This is a genomic window from Vibrio sp. 10N.222.47.A9, assembly GCF_963872585.1.
Classification (GTDB): Bacteria; Pseudomonadota; Gammaproteobacteria; order Enterobacterales; family Vibrionaceae; genus Vibrio; species Vibrio splendidus.
The window spans coordinates 188,927-208,384 of record NZ_CAWNBB010000013.1 but is presented as its reverse complement, the minus strand read 5'-3'; the positions used below and the strand labels follow the sequence as shown (position 1 = coordinate 208,384).

General features: G+C 41.0%; 19 protein-coding genes. 7 read left to right on the top strand and 12 right to left on the bottom strand.

Annotation, left to right across the window (positions count from 1 at the left end; translation table 11 throughout):
• Positions 1–114: 114 nt before the first annotated feature.
• From AACT19_RS02505 to AACT19_RS02495, 3 genes are all read right to left on the bottom strand, one after another.
• Positions 115–975: an endonuclease/exonuclease/phosphatase family protein gene (locus AACT19_RS02505; RefSeq protein ID WP_017082936.1), complete on the bottom strand. Its 861-nt coding sequence runs from the start codon at positions 973–975 to the stop codon at positions 115–117.
• 405 nt (positions 976–1,380) lie between these two features.
• Entirely contained in the window at positions 1,381–2,256 is an 876-nt protein-coding gene (locus tag AACT19_RS02500) for an NAD(P)-dependent oxidoreductase (RefSeq protein ID WP_017070192.1), read from the bottom strand.
• Between the two features lie 12 nt (positions 2,257–2,268).
• Positions 2,269–3,171, bottom strand: coding sequence for a LysR family transcriptional regulator (locus AACT19_RS02495; RefSeq protein WP_076645023.1), 903 nt, complete (start codon positions 3,169–3,171; stop codon positions 2,269–2,271).
• 84 nt (positions 3,172–3,255) lie between these two features.
• On the opposite strand from AACT19_RS02495, the gene AACT19_RS02490 reads away from it, so the two are divergent.
• The gene (locus AACT19_RS02490) at positions 3,256–3,507 is read left to right on the top strand and encodes a DUF2798 domain-containing protein (protein WP_076645021.1); all 252 of its coding nucleotides are present in this window, start codon (positions 3,256–3,258) and stop codon (positions 3,505–3,507) included.
• 178 nt (positions 3,508–3,685) lie between these two features.
• On the opposite strand, the gene AACT19_RS02485 is transcribed toward AACT19_RS02490, so the two are convergent.
• On the bottom strand, positions 3,686–4,402 hold the full coding sequence (locus AACT19_RS02485; RefSeq protein WP_004732617.1) for a YebC/PmpR family DNA-binding transcriptional regulator: 717 nt from the start codon (positions 4,400–4,402) through the stop codon (positions 3,686–3,688).
• Between the two features lie 96 nt (positions 4,403–4,498).
• Entirely contained in the window at positions 4,499–4,708 is a 210-nt protein-coding gene (locus tag AACT19_RS02480) for a DUF3283 family protein (protein WP_004732615.1), read from the bottom strand.
• A gap of 386 nt (positions 4,709–5,094) precedes the next feature.
• Between AACT19_RS02480 and AACT19_RS02475 the strand changes: the two genes are divergently transcribed.
• Both AACT19_RS02475 and AACT19_RS02470 read left to right on the top strand, forming a co-directional pair.
• A complete protein-coding gene (locus tag AACT19_RS02475) occupies positions 5,095–5,487 on the top strand; it encodes a Rid family detoxifying hydrolase (protein WP_076645019.1) in 393 nt (130 codons plus the stop codon).
• Between the two features lie 133 nt (positions 5,488–5,620).
• Positions 5,621–5,998, top strand: a complete 378-nt coding sequence (locus AACT19_RS02470) for a phage protein (RefSeq protein WP_076645017.1) — start codon at positions 5,621–5,623, stop codon at positions 5,996–5,998.
• Between the two features lie 84 nt (positions 5,999–6,082).
• Here AACT19_RS02470 and AACT19_RS02465 read toward each other — a convergent pair whose 3' ends face one another.
• Both AACT19_RS02465 and AACT19_RS02460 read right to left on the bottom strand, forming a co-directional pair.
• Positions 6,083–7,057, bottom strand: a complete 975-nt coding sequence (locus AACT19_RS02465) for a hypothetical protein (RefSeq protein ID WP_131825215.1) — start codon at positions 7,055–7,057, stop codon at positions 6,083–6,085.
• Between the two features lie 211 nt (positions 7,058–7,268).
• Positions 7,269–7,655, bottom strand: coding sequence for a hypothetical protein (locus AACT19_RS02460; protein ID WP_076645013.1), 387 nt, complete (start codon positions 7,653–7,655; stop codon positions 7,269–7,271).
• Positions 7,656–7,801: 146 nt separating this feature from the next.
• Between AACT19_RS02460 and AACT19_RS02455 the strand changes: the two genes are divergently transcribed.
• A complete protein-coding gene (locus AACT19_RS02455; protein WP_083717865.1) occupies positions 7,802–8,995 on the top strand; it encodes an ISL3 family transposase in 1,194 nt (397 codons plus the stop codon).
• A 360-nt stretch (positions 8,996–9,355) separates the two neighbouring features.
• Here the strand turns inward: AACT19_RS02455 and AACT19_RS02450 are convergent, their stop codons facing one another.
• From AACT19_RS02450 to AACT19_RS02435, 4 genes are all read right to left on the bottom strand, one after another.
• Positions 9,356–10,642 carry an aromatic amino acid transporter gene (locus AACT19_RS02450; RefSeq protein WP_076645009.1) on the bottom strand — a complete coding sequence of 429 codons (1,287 nt, stop codon included), beginning with the start codon at positions 10,640–10,642 and terminating at the stop codon, positions 9,356–9,358.
• Positions 10,643–10,856: 214 nt separating this feature from the next.
• On the bottom strand, positions 10,857–11,495 hold the full coding sequence (locus AACT19_RS02445) for an IbrB-like domain-containing protein (RefSeq protein WP_017082928.1): 639 nt from the start codon (positions 11,493–11,495) through the stop codon (positions 10,857–10,859).
• Positions 11,485–12,762 (bottom strand): DUF3440 domain-containing protein, encoded by a 1,278-nt coding sequence (locus AACT19_RS02440; RefSeq protein WP_083717864.1) that lies wholly within the window; start codon positions 12,760–12,762, stop codon positions 11,485–11,487. The genes AACT19_RS02445 and AACT19_RS02440 overlap by 11 nt, the downstream gene beginning before the upstream one ends.
• 163 nt (positions 12,763–12,925) lie before the next feature.
• Positions 12,926–14,056: a carbohydrate porin gene (locus tag AACT19_RS02435; RefSeq protein ID WP_017091943.1), complete on the bottom strand. Its 1,131-nt coding sequence runs from the start codon at positions 14,054–14,056 to the stop codon at positions 12,926–12,928.
• Positions 14,057–15,157: 1,101 nt separating this feature from the next.
• On the opposite strand from AACT19_RS02435, the gene AACT19_RS02430 reads away from it, so the two are divergent.
• The gene (locus tag AACT19_RS02430) at positions 15,158–15,763 is read left to right on the top strand and encodes a winged helix-turn-helix domain-containing protein (RefSeq protein ID WP_017082924.1); all 606 of its coding nucleotides are present in this window, start codon (positions 15,158–15,160) and stop codon (positions 15,761–15,763) included.
• Positions 15,764–15,831: 68 nt separating this feature from the next.
• Here the strand turns inward: AACT19_RS02430 and tnaA are convergent, their stop codons facing one another.
• Positions 15,832–17,247: a tryptophanase gene (tnaA, locus tag AACT19_RS02425; protein ID WP_029224450.1), complete on the bottom strand. Its 1,416-nt coding sequence runs from the start codon at positions 17,245–17,247 to the stop codon at positions 15,832–15,834.
• 404 nt (positions 17,248–17,651) lie between these two features.
• Between tnaA and AACT19_RS02420 the strand changes: the two genes are divergently transcribed.
• Both AACT19_RS02420 and AACT19_RS02415 read left to right on the top strand, forming a co-directional pair.
• Entirely contained in the window at positions 17,652–18,938 is a 1,287-nt protein-coding gene (locus AACT19_RS02420; RefSeq protein WP_076645007.1) for an opine metallophore biosynthesis dehydrogenase, read from the top strand.
• Between the two features lie 94 nt (positions 18,939–19,032).
• Positions 19,033–19,458, top strand: coding sequence for a GNAT family N-acetyltransferase (locus AACT19_RS02415; protein ID WP_017082921.1), 426 nt, complete (start codon positions 19,033–19,035; stop codon positions 19,456–19,458).

Sequence of the window (19,458 nt, the reverse complement as noted above, 5' to 3'; positions counted from 1 at the left end):
ATAACAGCCCCGTAGGATGATAGGGCTTGCAATTCAAAACAGTAGAGTAGGAAAAATAAGTCACTACCTAACCTAAGATAGAGTAGTGACTTAAACAAATTTAAACTGGATAGATTATTGTTCGAGCATTTTCATTTCGACAACAATAGGAAGGTGATCTGTAACCGCAGGCCAATTAGTGTCAGCATACTGTGTATTATTTTGCGGTACAGTTATCTCTTTGATTTTCCAAACTTGCGCTTTGCTGGTCATGACGTAATCCACTTGAATTTCAGGATTACCGGCTGGCCAACTGCGAAAATCGACATTCTGGTCAGTAATATTGTTCCAGTATCGAGAAAGCTCTCGATAAGTCACAGATTCAGGAACATCATTCATGTCGCCAAGCAAAATTTTGATGCCACGTGTATCAATTGCAGTATCGTTCAGCTCTCGAACTTGCCCCACTCGCATTGTTGGATCTTCTTTCGTATCTAAATGAGCATTGAACACTGTTATCGGTGCATTAAAGCCAGGAACGTCGATATGCGCTTCGAATACAATACGTTGCTCACGATTACCTGAAGGAAGCTGGGTGACTTCAGTTTTTAAGATAGGATACTTCGAGGCTATGGCAAGACCATACTGGCCACCATCAAAATCGATGGCACGACCAAATTCAATATTGAGCCCTGTCAGTTCGGCCAACTTTTTAGGCTGATCGACGTTTCCGCTTCGGTCTGTTAATACATCAACTTCTTGAATTGCTACAACATCTGCATTAAGCGCTTTAATCGCTTTAGCAATTTCGGTCAATGATGATACTCGAGCGGCTGCCATATTGAATGTGGCCACTCGTATTGTTGGAGCCTGTTGCTCAGTAAAAGTTTTATCAATCAAATCGGTTTGGGCTTGATAAGGTTCACGGTGTCCTCCAGCCATTGCTGTTGCTGAAATGACTAAGGATAGAGGTAGTAGCAAGCTTTTATATTTCATATCACGCTCTTTTATTTACTAAGTGGTTATTTTTAGAGGTAAATTATTGATCCGAAATATGTGCTAATGTCGTGATATGAATCGCAATATTCTAAAGGTAAAACGCTGTAGATCACAAATTGTTACAATTTACATCAAAAATAAGGCTATACCTCAAGTCTAATTTGAGTTTACGTTTGTAAAAATGCCTATAAACCACCGAACCAAAAAAATATCGTTTATTAAATCAGTGCCTTACTTATTTTCTCTATCATTTTTTTTTGTGTGAATTATCCTAATTGATATTATTTAGTGAGTTTTAAACAAACACTTTCACTGTATTCCTAAGTTCACACAAACAACAATAGCCGCTAGTGAGCGGCTATTTTTAATTATCTAAACGAAGTTTCTATTACTTCGAGCTTTCTACTTCTTCGTCTCTTCAACCACGGCTTTCATCAATACTGATGTATCCATGCGGCCTTGTCCTTCGGCAGACAATGCCTTGTAAGCGTTGTTGGTTTTTTCGGTCAGTGGAAGTTGGATGCCTTGGCGTTCTGCTTCATCTAGGCAGAAGCCTAAGTCTTTGATCATCCAATCAATGGCAAAGCCGAAATCGAATTTGTCTTGCGCCATTGTGGTAGCGCGGTTTTCCATCTGCCATGATCCAGCTGCGCCGTTTTTAAGGCAATCAACCAGAGTTGGGATATCAAGTCCTGATTTCTCTGCAAGTACCAAGCCTTCAGATAAGCCGTTCAATACACCTGCAATGCAGATCTGGTTAACCATTTTTGCGCGTTGGCCTTGGCCGACTTTACCCATCAGAACTGACGATTTTCCGTAAGCTTCGAACACAGGTTGAAGGTCGTTGAAAAGCGCTTGTTCACCACCACACATGATGGTTAACACGCCGTTTTCTGCGCCCGCTTGACCACCAGACACTGGTGCATCCATAAAGCGAATACCTGCTTGCTTCGCAGCCACTTCAAGCTCTTCAGACAGAACTGCAGACGTTGTGGTGTGGTCGACAAGAATCGCGTTTGGCTTCATTGCTGCCAATGCACCTGTTTCGCTGGTTGTCATGCTGCGAACGTCGTCATCGTTACCCACACAAACCAATACCACGTCAGCTTCCGCTACACACTCAGCCACAGATTCTGCCGCTTTACCTTGGTGTTTATCAGCCCAGTCTAGCGCTTTGCTGTGAGTGCGGTTAAATACCGTTACTTCAAAACCGGCTTTGACTAGATGGCCTGCCATTGGGAAGCCCATAACGCCTAGCCCGATAAAACTTACTTTCATTTCTTTCTCCTTTTATTTGACCGAGTCATCGCTATGAAAAGATCGAACACTCTCAATCAATGCATCAATAAGCAGGGTCAAAGCCTTTGGCTGATATTTTCTTTCTTTGTACACTAAATACGCTTGGCGATCACCCCGATGGTACTCAGGGAGCACTTGAATTAAATTCATCTCAGGGGATACATGACGAAAAGGCAATGAAGCAAGCCCCAAGCCTTTTTGCGCCGCGGCCGCCACCGCATGAATATCGTTGACGATGAACTTGGGTTTAATCGTGATCATCTGCTCTAAGCGGTCGGATTTGTAGAGCGGCATATCAAACACATCATCGACGTTAATCCAATCTTGATGCTCCAGATCGTCCGGATTTTCTATCGTTTTACGCGAATCCAAATATTCTTGGCTCGCGAAAAATCCGTGTTTGGCCTTGAAAAGCGGACGAGCAATCATGCCTTCCATATCCGAGATTTTAAACGTGATCAGTAAGTCACGATCGGTCTGCGGAATAAGCTGTTGCTGGCTCAGGGTTAGGTCGAGCTGAACGTTCGGATATTGAGTGAGGAATTGCTCTACTGTCGACCCTAGAAAGCCACTATAGAAGTTATGAGGCACTGCGAGCTTAATCTTACCTTGGATAGCATCACGCTCTTCCAACAAGCTATTAAAGCCTTGATGGATAGATTCCATACCACTGCTCAGTGCAGCAAAGGCCGCCTCACCGTCTTTAGTGGCCACCAGCTCACGACCTTTCTTTTCTAAAAGTCGGATATTGAGGCGATCTTCCAATGCGGTTAACCGACGCGACATAGTCGACACAGGCAGTTGCAGCCGTTTCGAGGCCGATAGCAAAGAGCCCTCTTCAACCACTGCACAGAATAAGAACAGATCATCAATATTTCCAAATATGGAATTCATACTTCTATATGTGCCTATTTTTCTCATTAATGGATAGATATAACCTTATCTCATCAACAACAGAAAATCACGGGAGAACACTGTATGAACAACAAACAATTTTGGGTAACCGCGATTTTATCCTCCCTGACCATGGCGACCATCATGTCTGGGTTAATTTCTGGCTACAAAATGGGATTCAGCCACGAATGGCCGCCAATCTGGCTGCAAAGCTTTTTGATTGCTTGGCCGTGTGCCATCACGCTCAACCTCACCGTGCTCCCTTTGATCAGAAAACTCTCAGCATGGATTTGTCGCCCGAGAACGCTTTGCGTACCAGAGATCACGAAACGATGATCAAGGGCTAATGTTCAGGAACTATGACCTAGGTTCTTCCACCAAAGAGCTACGATAAAAAAGCTATGTTCACAGATAAATGCCTGAATTACGCCCATAAAAAAACCGAGCACTAGGCTCGGTTTTTTGTATTCTACATTCTACTCACAAGAGCAAAGCTATCAATTATTGATTGATATCACAGCTCAGCGTTGTGGTAAACCTGCTGAACGTCATCACAGTCGTCAAGCATGTCTAAGAACTTCTGGAACTTCTCAGAATCTTCTTCAGCTACTGGCGTAGTTGTTTGAGGAACGAAAGTGATTTCCTCAACGTCTAGCGTTAGCTCTGGGAACGCAGTGTGTAATGCAGTCTTCGTTTTGAAGAACTCAGTCGTTGGAGCGAATACAGTGATAACACCGTCTTCTAGCTCAACGTCAGTTACGTCTACGTCTTCCATCATTAGCGTTTCTAGGATGATCTCGTCATCTTCGCCAGCAAACTGGAATACAGCTTGGTGAGCGAACATGTGAGAAACAGTACCTTCAACACCAATTTTCGCGCCAGTTTTAACGAAACATTGGCGAACGTCTTGGAAAGTACGGTTACCGTTGTCAGTTAGACAGTCAACGATTACGCTTGTGCCACCTGGGCCAAAACCTTCGTAACGAGCTGGTTGGAAGTCTTCACCGCCGCCGCCGTTCGCTTTATCGATCGCTTTGTCGATAACGTGAGCGGGTACTTGGTCTTTCTTCGCTTTAGCAATCAGGTGCTTAAGAGGTAAGTTCATGTCTGGGTCAGAGCTACCGTTCTTAGCCAGTACGTAAATCTCTTTACCGTATTTAGAATAAACTTTAATTTTTGCGCCTGCAGTTTTCGCCATTGAGGCCTTGCGCACTTCAAAACTTCTTCCCATCGGGATCTTCTCTCTGATTCAATTAACGGTGCAAATTCTAGCAAATTACTGCGTCATTTCAATTCAACAGCTTTGCTGGGTAAGGTTTGTCTGCGTTTATGCGACACCCATTACTCGTTTGTATTTTTCAACAGACTGATCAAACCAAGCCTTTTCTTCTGGATCACCTAGCTTCATTGCTTCTTCAACAATGGCTTCAGGGCCACATTTCGCTTGCTTCAGTTTCCATACAAGAAACGATGCTTGCTTATCCAGTTCGATTTTATTTTTCTCACTGGGTGGAAGGAGTGAAAGGTTGATAGACATTATTAGCCTTCGTCTGTAATACGCTTGGCCGAGAAATATATCATAGAGCAGCCTCATAAAACCAATACTATGAGCAATAGTGGGGGTTGTAGGACGAGAAAGCAGCAAGTCGCTGATGCAGGTCAAGCTAGTTTGGGAAAGTGCGTTTGGCTGAAGAGCCGCTATAAGCTGAAAGGCGGAGATTGGAATGGTTAAATTGCGATGAACTTGCTTAATCAATAGCGCACCGTCCTGCTCAGTATGTAACTACCGTTTACAGCTCATTTGCTCGATTAGAAAGGAAGGGAGTATTAAAATTCAGTTTTAATTATGATTAAATAATAAGTGTTTTTTTAATCAAACCGATAGTGTTGATGTTTCATTCACAAACACGGTTAAATTAAAATATGCGCAAAATCATTGATACTCAAGCAGCCCCAAAAGCGATCGGACCATATTCTCAAGGGGTCATCACCGGTGGGCTAATTTTCACTTCAGGTCAATTACCATTGAGTCCTCATACCGGACTTTTGGTCAAAAGTAGTCTGGAGAAGCAAACCGTGCAGTGTCTAGAGAACATGAGAGCGATTTTGCTCCATGCAGACGCTGACATGTCAGATGTAGTGAAAACAACCGTCTACCTTACCGATATGATAAGCTTTTCCGTGGTAAATGAAATTTATAACGATTTCTTTATTAAGAACGGCGCCAATTTTTTCCCCGCGAGAACCTGCATCGAAGTATCGAAACTTCCTCTCAATGCCCTGATTGAAATAGAGGCCGTAGCTGTCGCGCCTTAGTTGTTATTCGTTTCGTTTTTTAGCCCCAGCCTAGAGCTGGGGTTACCTATTTAGTGCGCACTTTGTCTGCTTATGCTCAATCGTGCAAACCTCCTTGAATCAGTGCGACCTCTTGTATTTAGAGGTTTTATCATTGAAGTATCGCGAAATGAGTAAGAATTACATTTTTCGAGAGTTAGAGTGCCAAATGACCAAGGAAGAGGTCGCGGAGCTGTGTTTTAAAACTGTGAGAACGGTCACGGGATGGGACGAAGGAAAACCAATACCGCCTGAGTGCAAAAGACTAATGAGAATGGCAAAAGGTCGAGAACTAAGCATTAGCGAAGACTGGATACAGTTCAAAATGTTATACGACAGTATGGAGCTGCCGACAGGCCAAGTGGTGAGGCCGCAACAAATCTTAGCAGGGATTGCGCTTTTGGGGATTCAGTCGGAATTGGAGATTAAGACTTCAACACATTTGCTAGGGCTTGCTAGGGCGATAGCAAACATTAAGAGAAAAGTTGGATGACTGAAAAACTCTAGCATATAGACAAAGAAACCCAACGATGGAATGAGAGTCCCCAAGAGTTGGGTTTCAATATTAAATTGTTTTTTATACCTGTTCTTGCAGTAACCTAGATATCTTATTGACATGCAATTGTTCTATCACTTTAGGAGTGTTGATTGTCCGAAACTTCCCACCAGTTTGAATATATTTATGATTATCTGGTGTTGGTTCGATTGTATAGCCTGCAAAGTCACAAAGGTTCTGAAAATAGTCATGAGCATATCGGTAGGATGCAACTAACTGATCAGTCGTAGTACCAACACTCAAGTATTCATCATCTGTTCCTCGCACAGTTAGCCTTAATAATACCCCTTGAGATGCAACATTCTGGTAAATCTCACGTAAACCCAATGTTCGACTTAAAGAATGGATTGTCACGCAAGCATTTAATAAATATAAGTCAAAAGCTAATTCGGGCTCATTACACGTTAGAACTGCATCTATTTCCATACGAGCCGAAGCCAACGTACTTTCAACCTGTTTAAACAATACTTGGTTTAATTCTGGAATACCCTCGTTAGGAGCCCCGACAAAGAAGTTTTTATGTAATCGGGGATGCACCTTAAACTCAGCTGTCAATGCCCCAAAGTAATCAGTTTCTTCAAGCTGAGAGAAATAGGAAAACATCTCCTTTCTGTGTGCATAAAAGGAGTCCAAATTATTTTTGTGGCTTGTAATAGCAATTTGCGTAGCAGTTTGCTCTGTAGAATGGAATCGAGCGACCAAAATGGTTAGAGGTAGAGCCAACGATATAAAAGTTAATGGGATTTTACTAATCTCAAAAAATTTAATAAGGCCTTTAGAACTGATCTCAATCGTATAACCTTCCCAGGCTATAAACCCAAAGACAAAGAAGTATGAAATAGGAAGTAGTATTGCTAACCACAATAAACCTTGATTAAGAAGCCCATTTTTTGCGTCCAATTTAAAAGAAGAGGGCCCTAACACAACCCCAATACCACCCACCACTGCAAGAAGTGGTATCAAAACTATAGTTATCAAGTGTACTAAATTTGTCAAACTCATCTCCGACAGGGTGCACTTTGTAAAATCATTATTTACCCCCGTTAACAACAAAGCAGCCAATTAAAAAGCTAAACGTTTTGGAATCTAGCTGAACAATTTACTATATAAGTATTAACCAAATGGGTCATAGTCTGTATTTGTAAATGCGATAGAACTGACCTTTTGTGTTTCTTCAATTTTGAAAGGTTTTTCACAACTAGGGCAGTTATAGAATCCTTGAAAGTGACCCGTAAACTGCAATATGTTGATGATTTTCTTTTCTGATATACATCGTGGACAGGTGGATGGGTTCAAACTTAGACTTGTAAACAACTGCTCCACCTCCAGATCTTATAAGTTCGTATTCTTCTAGTTTTTCGTTTGAGTCCGTATGTACCTTGAGCTGGTCAGTTAGTTCCGAATTTGCCTCCTGATAGCGGAAAATTTCGACTTGCAGATCCATTAAGGCTTGTTGTATATCAAGTACTTTTTGATTTGATTGTTGTTGCAATTCAATCACTTTTTCTTTTGCAACACCGTCAACATGGCCATCAAACATACCTTTTAAAAATTTGACACTATCAAAAGCTGTCTTGACTGCTTCAATTGCCATGAGTTCTCCCACTTATTTTAAATGTATAACGGATTTAGATAGACACAAGTTGGTTCATCGCGGATTAGCGGGAACTCAAAACAAAAACGGTAGTAAGTGATATGGTTTAGTCGCCAAACAAAAATCATACACAAACTACCGTTTCTATGCCGAATCATACTTTCCTATCTTCATTCTGGGAAGGCTTTCAAATAGTAAAGTCTCACCAGACAGCATCACTTATTACCCTGACTCTTAAACCTAACTCTGAGGCTAAGTGCCTTTGTGGTCTTGAAGCCGAAGCTATCCACGAGTATCAATGGCGTCATGTAAAGGATGCCATGTTACTCGGTGTTCCTGTTGAACTTTACGTTCAAACACGAAGGATTAAGTGTCGTAACTGCGGCATAAAAACAGAGTCTATATCTTGGTTAGAGCCTTATGCTCGCATAACGAAGCGCCTAAAAAGCTATATAGAACAACTATTACCTCTTCTTCCCATTAAGCATATCTCCCAATTAACGAACGTTCATTGGCACACCATTAAGGAAATAGATAAACGACGGCTGAGACAAGTTGTACCGTCAGTAAAATGGGAAGATTTAAGGCAACTCGTCATGGACGAGTTCGCCATCTTTAAAGGACATCGATATGCCACGGTCATCGCTGACGCTAAGACTCACCAAGTCATTTGGATAGGGTTAGGCCGTAGTCGCAAGGACATACGACCGTTCTTCGAGCTGTTAGGCAAGCATGGCAACAATATCGAAGCGGTCGCGATGGATATGAATACGGCTTTTGACCTTGAAGTTCAAGCGCACTGTCCGAACGCAAAAGTCGTTTACGACTTATTCCATGTTGTTGCTAAGTTCGGTCGTGAGGTAATGGATAGAGTCAGAGTCGACCAAGCCAACAAACTCAAGCAAGATAAAAAAACGAGGCAATGGGTCAAGCGTTCACGCTGGGTGTTGTTGAAAAATAGAGGCAACTTAAATACACAGCAAGACAGCTATCTTACAGAAATATTGAATATCAATAAGGACTTAATGACCACTTACATCCTCGGAGCACAACTCAAAGAGCTTTGGTATTGTGAATCAGAAGTGCATGCCAAGGGGCTCTGGGAGGCGTGGTGGGCACAAGTACAAGAGAGTGGGATTAAGCCATTAAAAGAGTTCGCACGAAAACTGAGTCCTTATCTTCACGGCATTCTCGCATCGGCAAGTTATCCGCTCAACACCTGCACATTGGAAGGGATAAACAACAAGATAAAGCTAATCAAACGAATGGGGTATGGGTATCGAGATACAGACTACTTCTTCTTGAAGATAAAAGCGGCTTTCCCCGGAAAGCCGCGATGAACCACAAAGTTTTCTGTCTCACTCTTTGTTACTACGATTTTACTGGAAAATTTAAATTACAAACAGTGGCCTATCATCATAAACAGATGACTAAATCAAAAATCTATAATTATTCTGTAGCGCTCAACATAAAGGACTAGCGCGCAAGCTTGCAACTAAAACAGGGTTGTGTGAGTACTGATAGCTAGGTCGAATTTACCCCCGTGATACAAACGGGAAAAAGCAAAAATATACGGGTAGCTCTAAAGGTTAAATATAACGTTACAGAGTCACTGCTGGGTTGAGGGTCACTAGCCCTAATTTGAAGGTTTTTGGGTGGAAAATTAAGTGACACGGTGTGCCACTTAATAATTAATAAGGTTAGACTCCGTCAAAAACGGGCAGTGCTTCGAACATAACTAATACGTTGATAATAATGATACTCACACCGTAAACAAATACACCAATCAACACCAACTCTCCTCCAGGCACTTGGTAAGGCTTCGATTTTTTCTGGTCCTCTTCACTCTCTTCAAGGTTATAAAACGCTGGTCTTTGCAGCCTTGATTTCCTTGCTAACAATGCAGGTACGATGCACGCCCAAATAGCCGCGGCCGATGCGGCATAACCAATGGCTGTAAGAAAGCCGAAAGGAAAGAGAAGGGAGAAAATAAGCGGCGGAATAAATGTAACCGCCCAAGTTTTAGTTCTTCCTTTGGATGTAGCATCAAAATGAAAGAGGTCAGCCAAAAAATCAAACACACCCAAGCCTACCCCTACAAAGCTCGACAAAATGGCAGCCGCAGAAAAAGCACTAATCACATTTGATAAAGTTTCTTCAGCCAAGACCGCTTTTAAGCTAATCAGCAAGGTATCGATATTGCCGCCTTCGGCAATAATGGGGCCGAAGCTAAATCTTGGTAAATTACCATAAATACTTAATAACCAAACGGTGTAAATAAAAAGCGCAATAAGTGTTCCACCTACAATAGCCCTTTGTGCGAGCCTTTCTTCAAGGTAGTAATCTCGTAATGTAGATACACTGTGGTGATACCCAAATGCAGTTAAAGCAATGGGAAAAAAGACCCACACGTACTGTGCATACTCAAATTTTAGATGAGCAACATCAAGCAAGGTACTAAGGTTAACGTTGAACCAAAGGCCTGCAATGCCAAAACTAAAACTGATGATCATAAATAGCATTAACACGATAGAAATACGGTCAACCGTTTTTGTTGAATGCCAAACTAATACTGAAAATATAAGCACAAAAAGAATAGAAGCGAGTTTTGGGGCCAGGCCAAAGTATTCATTAATAATCAGCCCGGATGAGGTGATGTAAGCGTACAGTAAAATCCCCCCTACAAAATAAATCATTAAGTTATTTAGAAAATTAATCTCTTTCCCTAGCAAGTCTTTAGTGATGGAAGAAAAAGACGACCTGTACGGGTAATCCTTTAGAACTTCAAGCAATAGACAACCACTGGTTGTCATGATGAGCATAGTGAAGAGCAAAGCCATTAAAGCACCGATGGTCCAGACCCCAGCACCAGCAGCGGGGAGCCCAAGCATACCAGCACCGATGCAAATGCATGCGACGATACAGGCACCTCCAATCACTGAAGGCGGTTTGGTTGTCATTGCCTGTTTCTGTTTCATACTATCCATAAATGAATACCTTTCCTTTCGTTGGTTCACATTGCTTTCTTAGACGCGGTTATCCGCTTCTTTTTTTAGTGGATTTGGCGTTCAAAAAAGCGCTAGAATCATCGACTTTAGCGCTTAAATTTCAGAGTGAAATAGTAATTAAATACTAAATTAGGATCATATTTGGACATCTACAGAATAACGTTCGTGTTGTTTTTGGCTTCTAGAAAAATAATTACTCCCATGCTTGTGAAAAGTCCTGATCTTTAAAAGCAGCAGCAAGCCCAGTGACCTGCTGCAATCGTAAAACTTCATCTTTATCCATTCCCAGTTCGTAGCAAATCTTATGATTTGTCCATCCCATGTCTTTAAGCTGGATAAGCAAAGCAGCTGTAAGCTCGACTTGATGTGAACCACGAGCAAGATTATGACGAACCGAAGTCGACATACACTTTTCTTCAGGCAAACTAAGCACCACTGCGGGGACGTAGCCCTTTAAGGCTTGCAGTTCGGGGTGATTTAATAATAATTGATAGCGATGAAAACCATCGATGACGACATATTTTTTCACCGAAGTATTCAAACAACTGACTAAAATAGGCATGGTTACGCCATTTTTCTCCATCGACGTTTTTAGAAGTTTACTTTCTGGAGGCGCCATTTTATTTGGGTTGTATTGGTTAGCTTCTATCTCATCAAGTGGGATCATTTCAACATGACAAGCTGGCGGTAAGTCAGGAATAAGCTCGATGAGTACTTTGACTGCTTTATTGTAAATTGCGACCTTATCAATGATTTGTTTGTTCGTGTTATTGATAGATTTCAACCGCTTCTTGGTGCGGTGCTGATAAGCTTGAGTAGGTTCACTTTCCATTCGTATTACTCTCTTCTCCATAAAGGGCATGGTATTGTTTTGCTAAGGACTTGTTGTACCCAAAAGAGAGCCCTCGGCACCAATAGTCATTTTTAATCAGTACTTTACAAATTCTTCTCCAACTAGGAACTTGCTTCCTAGATTCCAATTTACTCTCTGCGTAGTCAGGGATGCAGGTCACTCCTTTTTGAGGGCCGTTTTTACGCCACCACTGTAAGAACTTAAAAATTCGGTCTCGGTAATGTTTTTCTACATGTGGCGGCATGGTTTTCAAAAGGTATTTACTGTATTGCCGGTAGCTAAGTCCCGGTGGTAATTCAAATCGATAATAACCAAGGATACGCCCCTGACTTTTTGAGTATCGAGCACCAAAGTTACACCCTTCTACTCTGGCAACTAGTTTTTGCCAGGTATCAGGTTCTAATATTTGATATAGCCACAAACCTTTTCTTTGCTCATCTCCAAAAGGTTGGCAAAGCCGCTGCTGTGAAAGAGGGACGCCGGCCTTATGCATTAAGTCGTAAATACGGTTGTAATCCCAATTGAAGCGCGAGTTCGCGACCCAAATATCTGGAGTTTTCCAATCATAAAGAGGGTAAGCCATATAGACGTCGCCCTGCATTTGAGTCGTCCAATATTTATCATCAAATTTCTTTTTGGCACGATTTTTAATAGTTTTAAAACGATGTAAAGACTCATCCGCTCGTATACCAATGAGCACAGCAATTGGTGTGCCTTTCTTTTTTTGGTACCAATGAGCAAATTTAAAGACGAAATCCTCAAATTCCATGCCTTTTTTAAAAAACGAGAGATGCTCCAGATCAGAAATCACGCCTTCATGTCGTGGTATTTCTCTAACCCATTGCGCTTCCTTATCTGGATCCCAACAAAGCCATTTAGGCTGAAATTGTGAAATTGAATTTCTTAAACTAAGCGGTAAGCAAACCCAGTATGGGTTTACTTCGCCACGAAGTACCATACGCTCAATAAAAGCATGAGTTTCGTGATATTGGGCTTCGAAGTCTACGATGAGTACATCAACAGGTAGTCGGCCACGTTTTTTTGATTCTTGGATAGTTAAGTTCAAAAGAACACCAGAATCTTTCCCTCCGGAAAACGATACATAAAAGTGGCTAAAGTTGTCGAGAAGGTACAATATTCTTTGGCGCGCTCCTTCGAGCACATTGTAATCCTGCTGAATCTTGTCTCGAGAGAAGTAACCTTTTCTTCTTCCTTTACTAATACTAAGTAGGCGCTTGGTAGTCATGGGTTCACGAATGTCATTTAATATTGAAACCAAGGTACGTAAATTTCGTGTTTTTTATAAATTAATTATTGGTAATTAATTTAATTTCTAGGTACCGATTTGAAGCCTCATCGTAAAGAGCCGCTCTCCCGTTGTGATTTAGGAAAGAACGGCTTGGCTTGCATTAAAAACCGAAGTGAAGGTTGCCTCTTAAACCTATAATCCAACTGTCATCGGCTTTTGAGTTAAACGGTAAAGTGTGAAGATATTGCACATTAGGAGTTAACGAGAGAGCCCCCCAATTCATGCGGTAATAGATTTCTGAATTATAAGAATCATCTAGTTCGGCATTAGGCTTAGCCCAACCTAGAGCGATACCAAGCGTGCCAGGCCCTACCCCACTATATCCTGTGCCAAACACGACCGAAGATTTGTATAGAGCCTCAGGTCCTTGCGCGACACCGGCTCTGAAAAATGGTATCCATGAGCCGGTTTTATATATGGATGACCAATTTGCGCCATAGTTTTCGCTAGCTTGCTCTTTTGGCCCATCACTGTGCCAAACTGTTAGGTGTGAATTCTTCAAATAAAAATCGTCTTTCGACTCCACCCAACCTATTTCTAGGGACTTAAAATATTGATTATCATTGATGAACTGTTCAACACCATCGAAAGGCTTAGTCGAATCAGCTTTTGCATCAGAGAAACTTGCATAAAAATAATAGTTTTCCGACATCATATGGCGTAGAACACCGCCGAATGTTGATTCATCTGGGATTGGGATGGAACCGGAACCGGTACTAAACTGTAAGTTAGAAAAACCATAGTAAGGGTTACCCAACTGATAAGTATCAACATAATCAGTCGTATCTAAAAAACCAACCATCATATCGGTAGATTGTTTATTAAAGGTTTGTGTCCAATAAAGATTCGTTAACCTTAAACCTATATCACTAAAAGCTGGTTGGATTAAGCCAAACCCTCCGACATTACCCATGACAAATTCAGAGGGCGTACTATCTGTATAACCGTGCTTATGATCAACCCTCAGCTGCAAAGCTCCGGTATCACTCTCTTTTTGGTAAGCTAGCCAATTCAATGTAATCCGTGCAATACCAGCTGCCGCACTGCTGTCTTTGTTCGGCAAGCTCTCACTGGACGTTAAACCATAAACATAATAATCCACAGCTCCCTTTAGAGCTTTATCTTCAGCCGCATTCGTCAAGGTTGGCGTGCCAACGACAAACATTACGGCTCCCAAAAGCGTTAGCCAAAAACGCTTTGTCTTTTTCGTAAATGGTACATTCTCGCTCATATCAATAACTTCCTGTTGTTGTCATGGTAGTTGTACAGCTCGGCTCAACTTTTGTTAGTCAGAAGGTATTAAGAGGGATTTGAAAAATGAATTCTTGTAATTAATGGGTAATTTATGGGCTCATCTTTATCAACTTTTCTCCTTGCACAAACAGAAAGTGAAAGGGGAAATACATATGTTACACAACAGCGTATAGGAAAAGTTTCAATCAGGTCTAAAAGCCTTAACCAAACAAGGTTCACCTAAAATGGAGTGGCTCCGTTTAACGTATTGAACAGCAAAACATGTTTGTTTGTAAGAAGGAAAATGACAGAGTTTCTGATATGATCTTGGTCACTTAAAAATAGGACGACTACAAGTAACACTGCCCAGTAATGAATAACAAAGTTGGTTTTGGGGAACTTTGCTATCAAATATATAGAGGGTGACTTCATCCTTATGTGCCCAAAAGATTTGGCAAAATGCAAGAGTCGCTGGTTCCTAAGAACCAACGGTAAAATTATGCGAGCGACCTGACAAATCTTCCAATAATTTATAACTAATAAATGAAGCGAGAGCCTTTATTAAATCCCGCATCTCCCCCCCACGCCCAGAACAATCAAAGTGCATAATTATAATTCAATCCTATAAGTCAGAGTCTATCTCGTCCTCCTTTCCTGTATGAAAGAGGTGTCTGGAGGTAATTAATAATCATTTTTTATTAAAACTACGTCGTCTCTAAAGATAAAATCAAGAAGATTTATATGAATAAATTCTCAAAAGGATTACGAATTTATGGACACACTTATATGCCGTTCTTTCCAATCATTTATCGACTTCTGCGACAACGAGATCGTTGAGGGCAAAAATGTTCATTGCACCTTTAAAGCCTGTAAGGACAATGACTGGCGTTGGATGAAGATCTACTTAGAAAACAAAGGAGGTAAAAATCTCACGTTCAGTTTTATATAAAACAGATAGCACCATCTAATGTGCAAAAAACTTACACTTCAATTCAAATTTTATTCACAAATTTATTAATAATATTCAAAATATGAGTCATTATATAAAATCCTAGGGGTGCGATTTAATCCCCCTTCTCTAGGTATATGGAGAAACACTATGTTAAGAGTACAACTGGACAACGTAAAACTGCCTATAGGTAATTGTGTACTGCAAAGAGACGAATCGGGGGCTCAACTCCTCCTCAGTAATCAAAAATCATTTTCAATCACTCTACCTGAAAGCTGCATATTAGAAACTCTGATCCAAAAAGAAGAATTTATTTCGACTAAAGAAGAGCTGATCATTGCTGCGTGGGGGAACCCGGATATCATCGGCCCTAACTCTTTGCCAGTCGCTATTACCAACCTCAGAAAAGTCTTAGAACTTGATAGTATCAAAATCGTAAATGTTCCAAGAAAAGGTTACAAGATCCACATTCCTGAGTTTGAAACTTCGCTAGACCCACCGAAACAGATAAAGTTACCTCGTTCTAACTACTTAAGACTCTACCAATGGGCTCTTGTTGGCCTATCTTCCACCATCCTCTCTGTACTAATAATCAGCTATTTCTACTTCTGGCACGAATTTGACATCGTCAACGTCAACGTCAATAACCAATCGAGCCAAATCTGCCTAACTAAAAAGGATGAACTTCAATTCATCTTAGCCTCTCAAAACAACTTAGCTTCTCAGCCCCAGAAAAACTATCACGCTAACCCATAACCCTCGTTGCTTGAATTTTTTCAGATAAAAGAGAGGTAGCCCCTTTGCTGTGTGCAAAGGGGCACAACTTAAAGTGCAGGTTCCAATGTAGCGTTAAAGTGTCTCAATACCTTAGGCTCATAAGTAAACTTTAAACCTGCAATTGATGAAGCACGTTTCTTCACTTCTTTAAAAGCAGCAATAATGTAATCAAGGTGGGCCTGTGTATAGGTTGCTCTGGGAATAGCTAAACGAAACAATTCAGCCGGGCAAGGAAGCTGCTTTCCTGTTTCAGGATCACACCCTAGTAATAAAGAACCGATTTCTGCACCTCGAATACCTGCCACTTTATAAAGCTCACAAGACAAAGCATGTCCAGGAAACTGTTCTGGTGAGATATGAGGTAATAATGCACCGGCATCAACAAAGGCAGCATGCCCACCCGCTTGCTGGCAACGGACCCCTAACGCTTCTAGGCCGTTCACTAAGTATTCGACTTGCTGCAAACGTGATGCTAACCAGTCTTCTTCCATTCCATCATAAAGTCCAACAGCCAAACGTTCCATCGCTCCACCTTCTAGACCCCCATATGTTGGAAAGCCCTCCAATAACACACATAGTGTTTTGCATTCCAACTGCACATCTAAGAAGCTATCGTCTTTGAAAGCGAGTAGCCCACCAATAGGAACCATGGCATCTTTTTTCGCTGACATAGCAAAGAGATCGGCATATTTAAAAGCTTCGCTAGTTATCTCTTGAACACTCCAGTCGGCATAGCCCTCTTCACGCTGCTTAACAAAGTAAGCGTTCTCTGCGAATCGGGCACAGTCCATAACAACTGGAATATCGTGAGACTGCGCTAATTCATAAACAGCCTTCAAATTGGCAAGAGAAACAGGCTGACCACCTGCAGAGTTACAAGTAATCGTACTTACGATATAGGGCACATTTTTAGCACCGATCTCTTCGATTCCTGCCGCGAGTGCTTCCAAGTCAAAATTACCTTTAAAATCACTCTTAATTTCAGTATTAAAAGCTTCAGGTGAAGGAACGTTGATCACTCGACAATTATTATGCTGAGTGTGCCCTTGAGTAGTATCAAAAAAATAATTTGAAAATGCGGCCATTTTGCCTCGTTCGAGCCCCTGATCTCGCTCACGTTTGTTAATCAGGGCAGGGACATATAACTGCTCGGCACCACGTCCTTGGTGTGTAGGAATAGTAAACTGATAGCCAAAGATGTCTTTTACCGCTTGGCTAAGCGTTCGATAACTTCGACTGCCACTGTACGCCTCATCTCCCCTTAGCATTGCAGACTGCATCTCCTGCGTGACAGCTCCCGTTCCACTGTCGGTCAAGAGATCAATAAACACTTTGTCGCTATCCAACAAGAAAGGGTTATATCCCGCTTTCATTAGCGCCTGTTCTCGCTCACGTTCCGTTGTTCTTTTAACAGGCTCGATCACCCTAATTCGATAAGGCTCTGGCAAATAGTGTGAATCCATTGGCTGTTCTTGGTTATTGCTAGTTGCTGACATAGGTATCTCTCCAGACATTTTGATTCTTAAGGATAAGTTGGTTAGACGTAGGTGAAGCATTCCAGCGATACTAGATACCTCAACCGACCCTCTCCAACCCAATCAAAATGAATCAAATAAATACGGCAGGGTATTAATTTCAGCGTAAATTAACGATTAATTAATCGATGGCCTACCCCAAACAACTTTAAATAAAGCATCAGAATCTATGAAACATTCTTCCTCAAGAAGATGGTTTCACCTCAATTAATAATAATAATTAAATAAACAACGAAGTTTTAAATTGCCACGATGAAGTGGTGTTATTGAGAATAAAACAGCGAAGATGCCGAAAGGTATTTAAAGAAAACATTCACATTGAGAGTCACATCATGATTTTAGGCAACACATTGGTTGTTGGTGCCGGCCCTGCCGGTATTCAAACGAGCCAAATCCTAGCTCCTTTTAGTCAAAAAATAGCCCTCATCAGCAAGAGTTCCCATCAATGGGAAACTAGAAAAAGACTAATGAAACAACATGGGTACTTAGCTAGTTGCGAGGTAAACAAACCACAATTAGCACCGCTCGTCGGGCTAGTTAGATTTAATGAGTTCTATACTGAATTATCTCCCCTTCCCTCCTATTGGGATACTTTAGTTTTAGCCACTCCTGCTCACACCTATTGCGACGTATTGTCTTCCTTTTCTGAGCTTTGCTTAAAGAATTTAAAACAAATCATTCTTATGTCTTCAATGATTGGTGGATGTCTTATTTTAAAAGGGATGTTAAAAAAGATAGGAGCATCTCCAAATATAATCCTATTCTCTAACTATTTTGCGACCTCTTATTTTACCTCTAACCCAACGCAGAAACACCCGCTTACCGTCATAACCAAAACAGTAAAAAAAAGGGTTTACCTTTACCTATCCGAATCAAATGATGTTTTATTGAACGCCTTGCGAAACGCCTTAGAAAAGGTTGATGTGCAAGTCATCCCTTTAGATAACCCGTTCAGTGTGGAAGGCAGAAATATTGCTACTTATGTACACCCTGTTTTTTTTATCAATACGTTTGCATTAGATCATATTTTGTCTAATGAAGACGAAGTTAAGTACATGTATAAGCTGTACCCAGAAGGGCCAATCACCATAGGTTTGATTCGGAATTTACTGCTTCATTGGAAGTCAGTGTCTCGCCTACTTGAACATTACTCAGCTCAACCAATTAACCTGTTGCTGTTGTTAAATGATGAACATCACCGAGTACATGAAACGACAATTCCTAAGGATAAAATCGATTCTTTCAACGAGCTTGATCAAGTAGAACAGGAATACCTACTCTACGTACGATATAGCTCAATGCTGATTAATCCAGACCCACTTTCCGAATCCGAACACAACAGCAGAGTTTTTGACGATTCAGCGAAGCCTTATATCAAGGGACAAGTCAGAAAAGGAAAGCTACAACTCCCCAAAAATCCACTGGAAGCTCTGCAAACACTTTACTGGTTAAATCACCTAGCTCAACACTCCAATCTAATCTCGTCTGGAACATTTCAATCAATAGAAGTATTTGAACATTGGATAAAAGAAAGGAACTTGCCAAGTGCTTTAATCCAAGCACTAAAACAGCGCGCGGATGAATATTACGAACATACAAAAACGTCTATCTGCCAATAAATTAAGTTTAATTACTAGTGGTTATTCTAATCAGTTACTTAGCATCTTAGACGTTTTGCGTCAGAAGAATAACCGTAGAAAAAGGAGATTTAAGGTGTTAATTAGAAAAGCGACTCTCAACGATCTATTCTCTATCAATGCTTTGTGTCACGAACAATTAACCGGCAGCCACAGTAATATTAGTCATTCGAATAAAGATAGGAACAAATACAGTTTAAGTGACTACAACTTAAGTAAGTTAAGAATCATTGATTTACTTTTCACGGAGTCATTACTCAAGGAGAAGCTGAACAATAAAAATGTCTATTTTTTTGTCGCTGAAACAAAGAAAAAGACAGTTGTGGGTTACCTCATGGTTAGTGTCCACGCACAAAAAAGATCAATAATTTCACAGCATACACCTCAGTTCTACGCTTATATAGAACGATTTTATGTGTCGTACAAATACCATGGAAAAGGTATCGAATTAGCATTACTTAACAGCTTTGATTATTGGAAAAAATACAAATCTGCGCACTAA

Bases quoted from the DNA above. Each gene is read 5' to 3' on its own strand.
- AACT19_RS02505 (WP_017082936.1), bottom strand. From the start codon at position 975: ATGAAATATAAAAGCTTGCTACTACCTCTATCCTTAGTCATTTCAGCA.
- AACT19_RS02500 (WP_017070192.1), bottom strand. From the start codon at position 2,256: ATGAAAGTAAGTTTTATCGGGCTAGGCGTTATGGGCTTCCCAATGGCA.
- AACT19_RS02495 (WP_076645023.1), bottom strand. From the start codon at position 3,171: ATGAATTCCATATTTGGAAATATTGATGATCTGTTCTTATTCTGTGCA.
- AACT19_RS02490 (WP_076645021.1), top strand. From the start codon at position 3,256: ATGAACAACAAACAATTTTGGGTAACCGCGATTTTATCCTCCCTGACC.
- AACT19_RS02485 (WP_004732617.1), bottom strand. From the start codon at position 4,402: ATGGGAAGAAGTTTTGAAGTGCGCAAGGCCTCAATGGCGAAAACTGCA.
- AACT19_RS02480 (WP_004732615.1), bottom strand. From the start codon at position 4,708: ATGTCTATCAACCTTTCACTCCTTCCACCCAGTGAGAAAAATAAAATC.
- AACT19_RS02475 (WP_076645019.1), top strand. From the start codon at position 5,095: ATGCGCAAAATCATTGATACTCAAGCAGCCCCAAAAGCGATCGGACCA.
- AACT19_RS02460 (WP_076645013.1), bottom strand. From the start codon at position 7,655: ATGGCAATTGAAGCAGTCAAGACAGCTTTTGATAGTGTCAAATTTTTA.
- AACT19_RS02455 (WP_083717865.1), top strand. From the start codon at position 7,802: ATGCCGAATCATACTTTCCTATCTTCATTCTGGGAAGGCTTTCAAATA.
- AACT19_RS02450 (WP_076645009.1), bottom strand. From the start codon at position 10,642: ATGGATAGTATGAAACAGAAACAGGCAATGACAACCAAACCGCCTTCA.
- AACT19_RS02445 (WP_017082928.1), bottom strand. From the start codon at position 11,495: ATGGAAAGTGAACCTACTCAAGCTTATCAGCACCGCACCAAGAAGCGG.
- AACT19_RS02440 (WP_083717864.1), bottom strand. From the start codon at position 12,762: ATGACTACCAAGCGCCTACTTAGTATTAGTAAAGGAAGAAGAAAAGGT.
- AACT19_RS02435 (WP_017091943.1), bottom strand. From the start codon at position 14,056: ATGAGCGAGAATGTACCATTTACGAAAAAGACAAAGCGTTTTTGGCTA.
- AACT19_RS02430 (WP_017082924.1), top strand. From the start codon at position 15,158: ATGTTAAGAGTACAACTGGACAACGTAAAACTGCCTATAGGTAATTGT.
- tnaA (WP_029224450.1), bottom strand. From the start codon at position 17,247: ATGGATTCACACTATTTGCCAGAGCCTTATCGAATTAGGGTGATCGAG.
- AACT19_RS02420 (WP_076645007.1), top strand. From the start codon at position 17,652: ATGATTTTAGGCAACACATTGGTTGTTGGTGCCGGCCCTGCCGGTATT.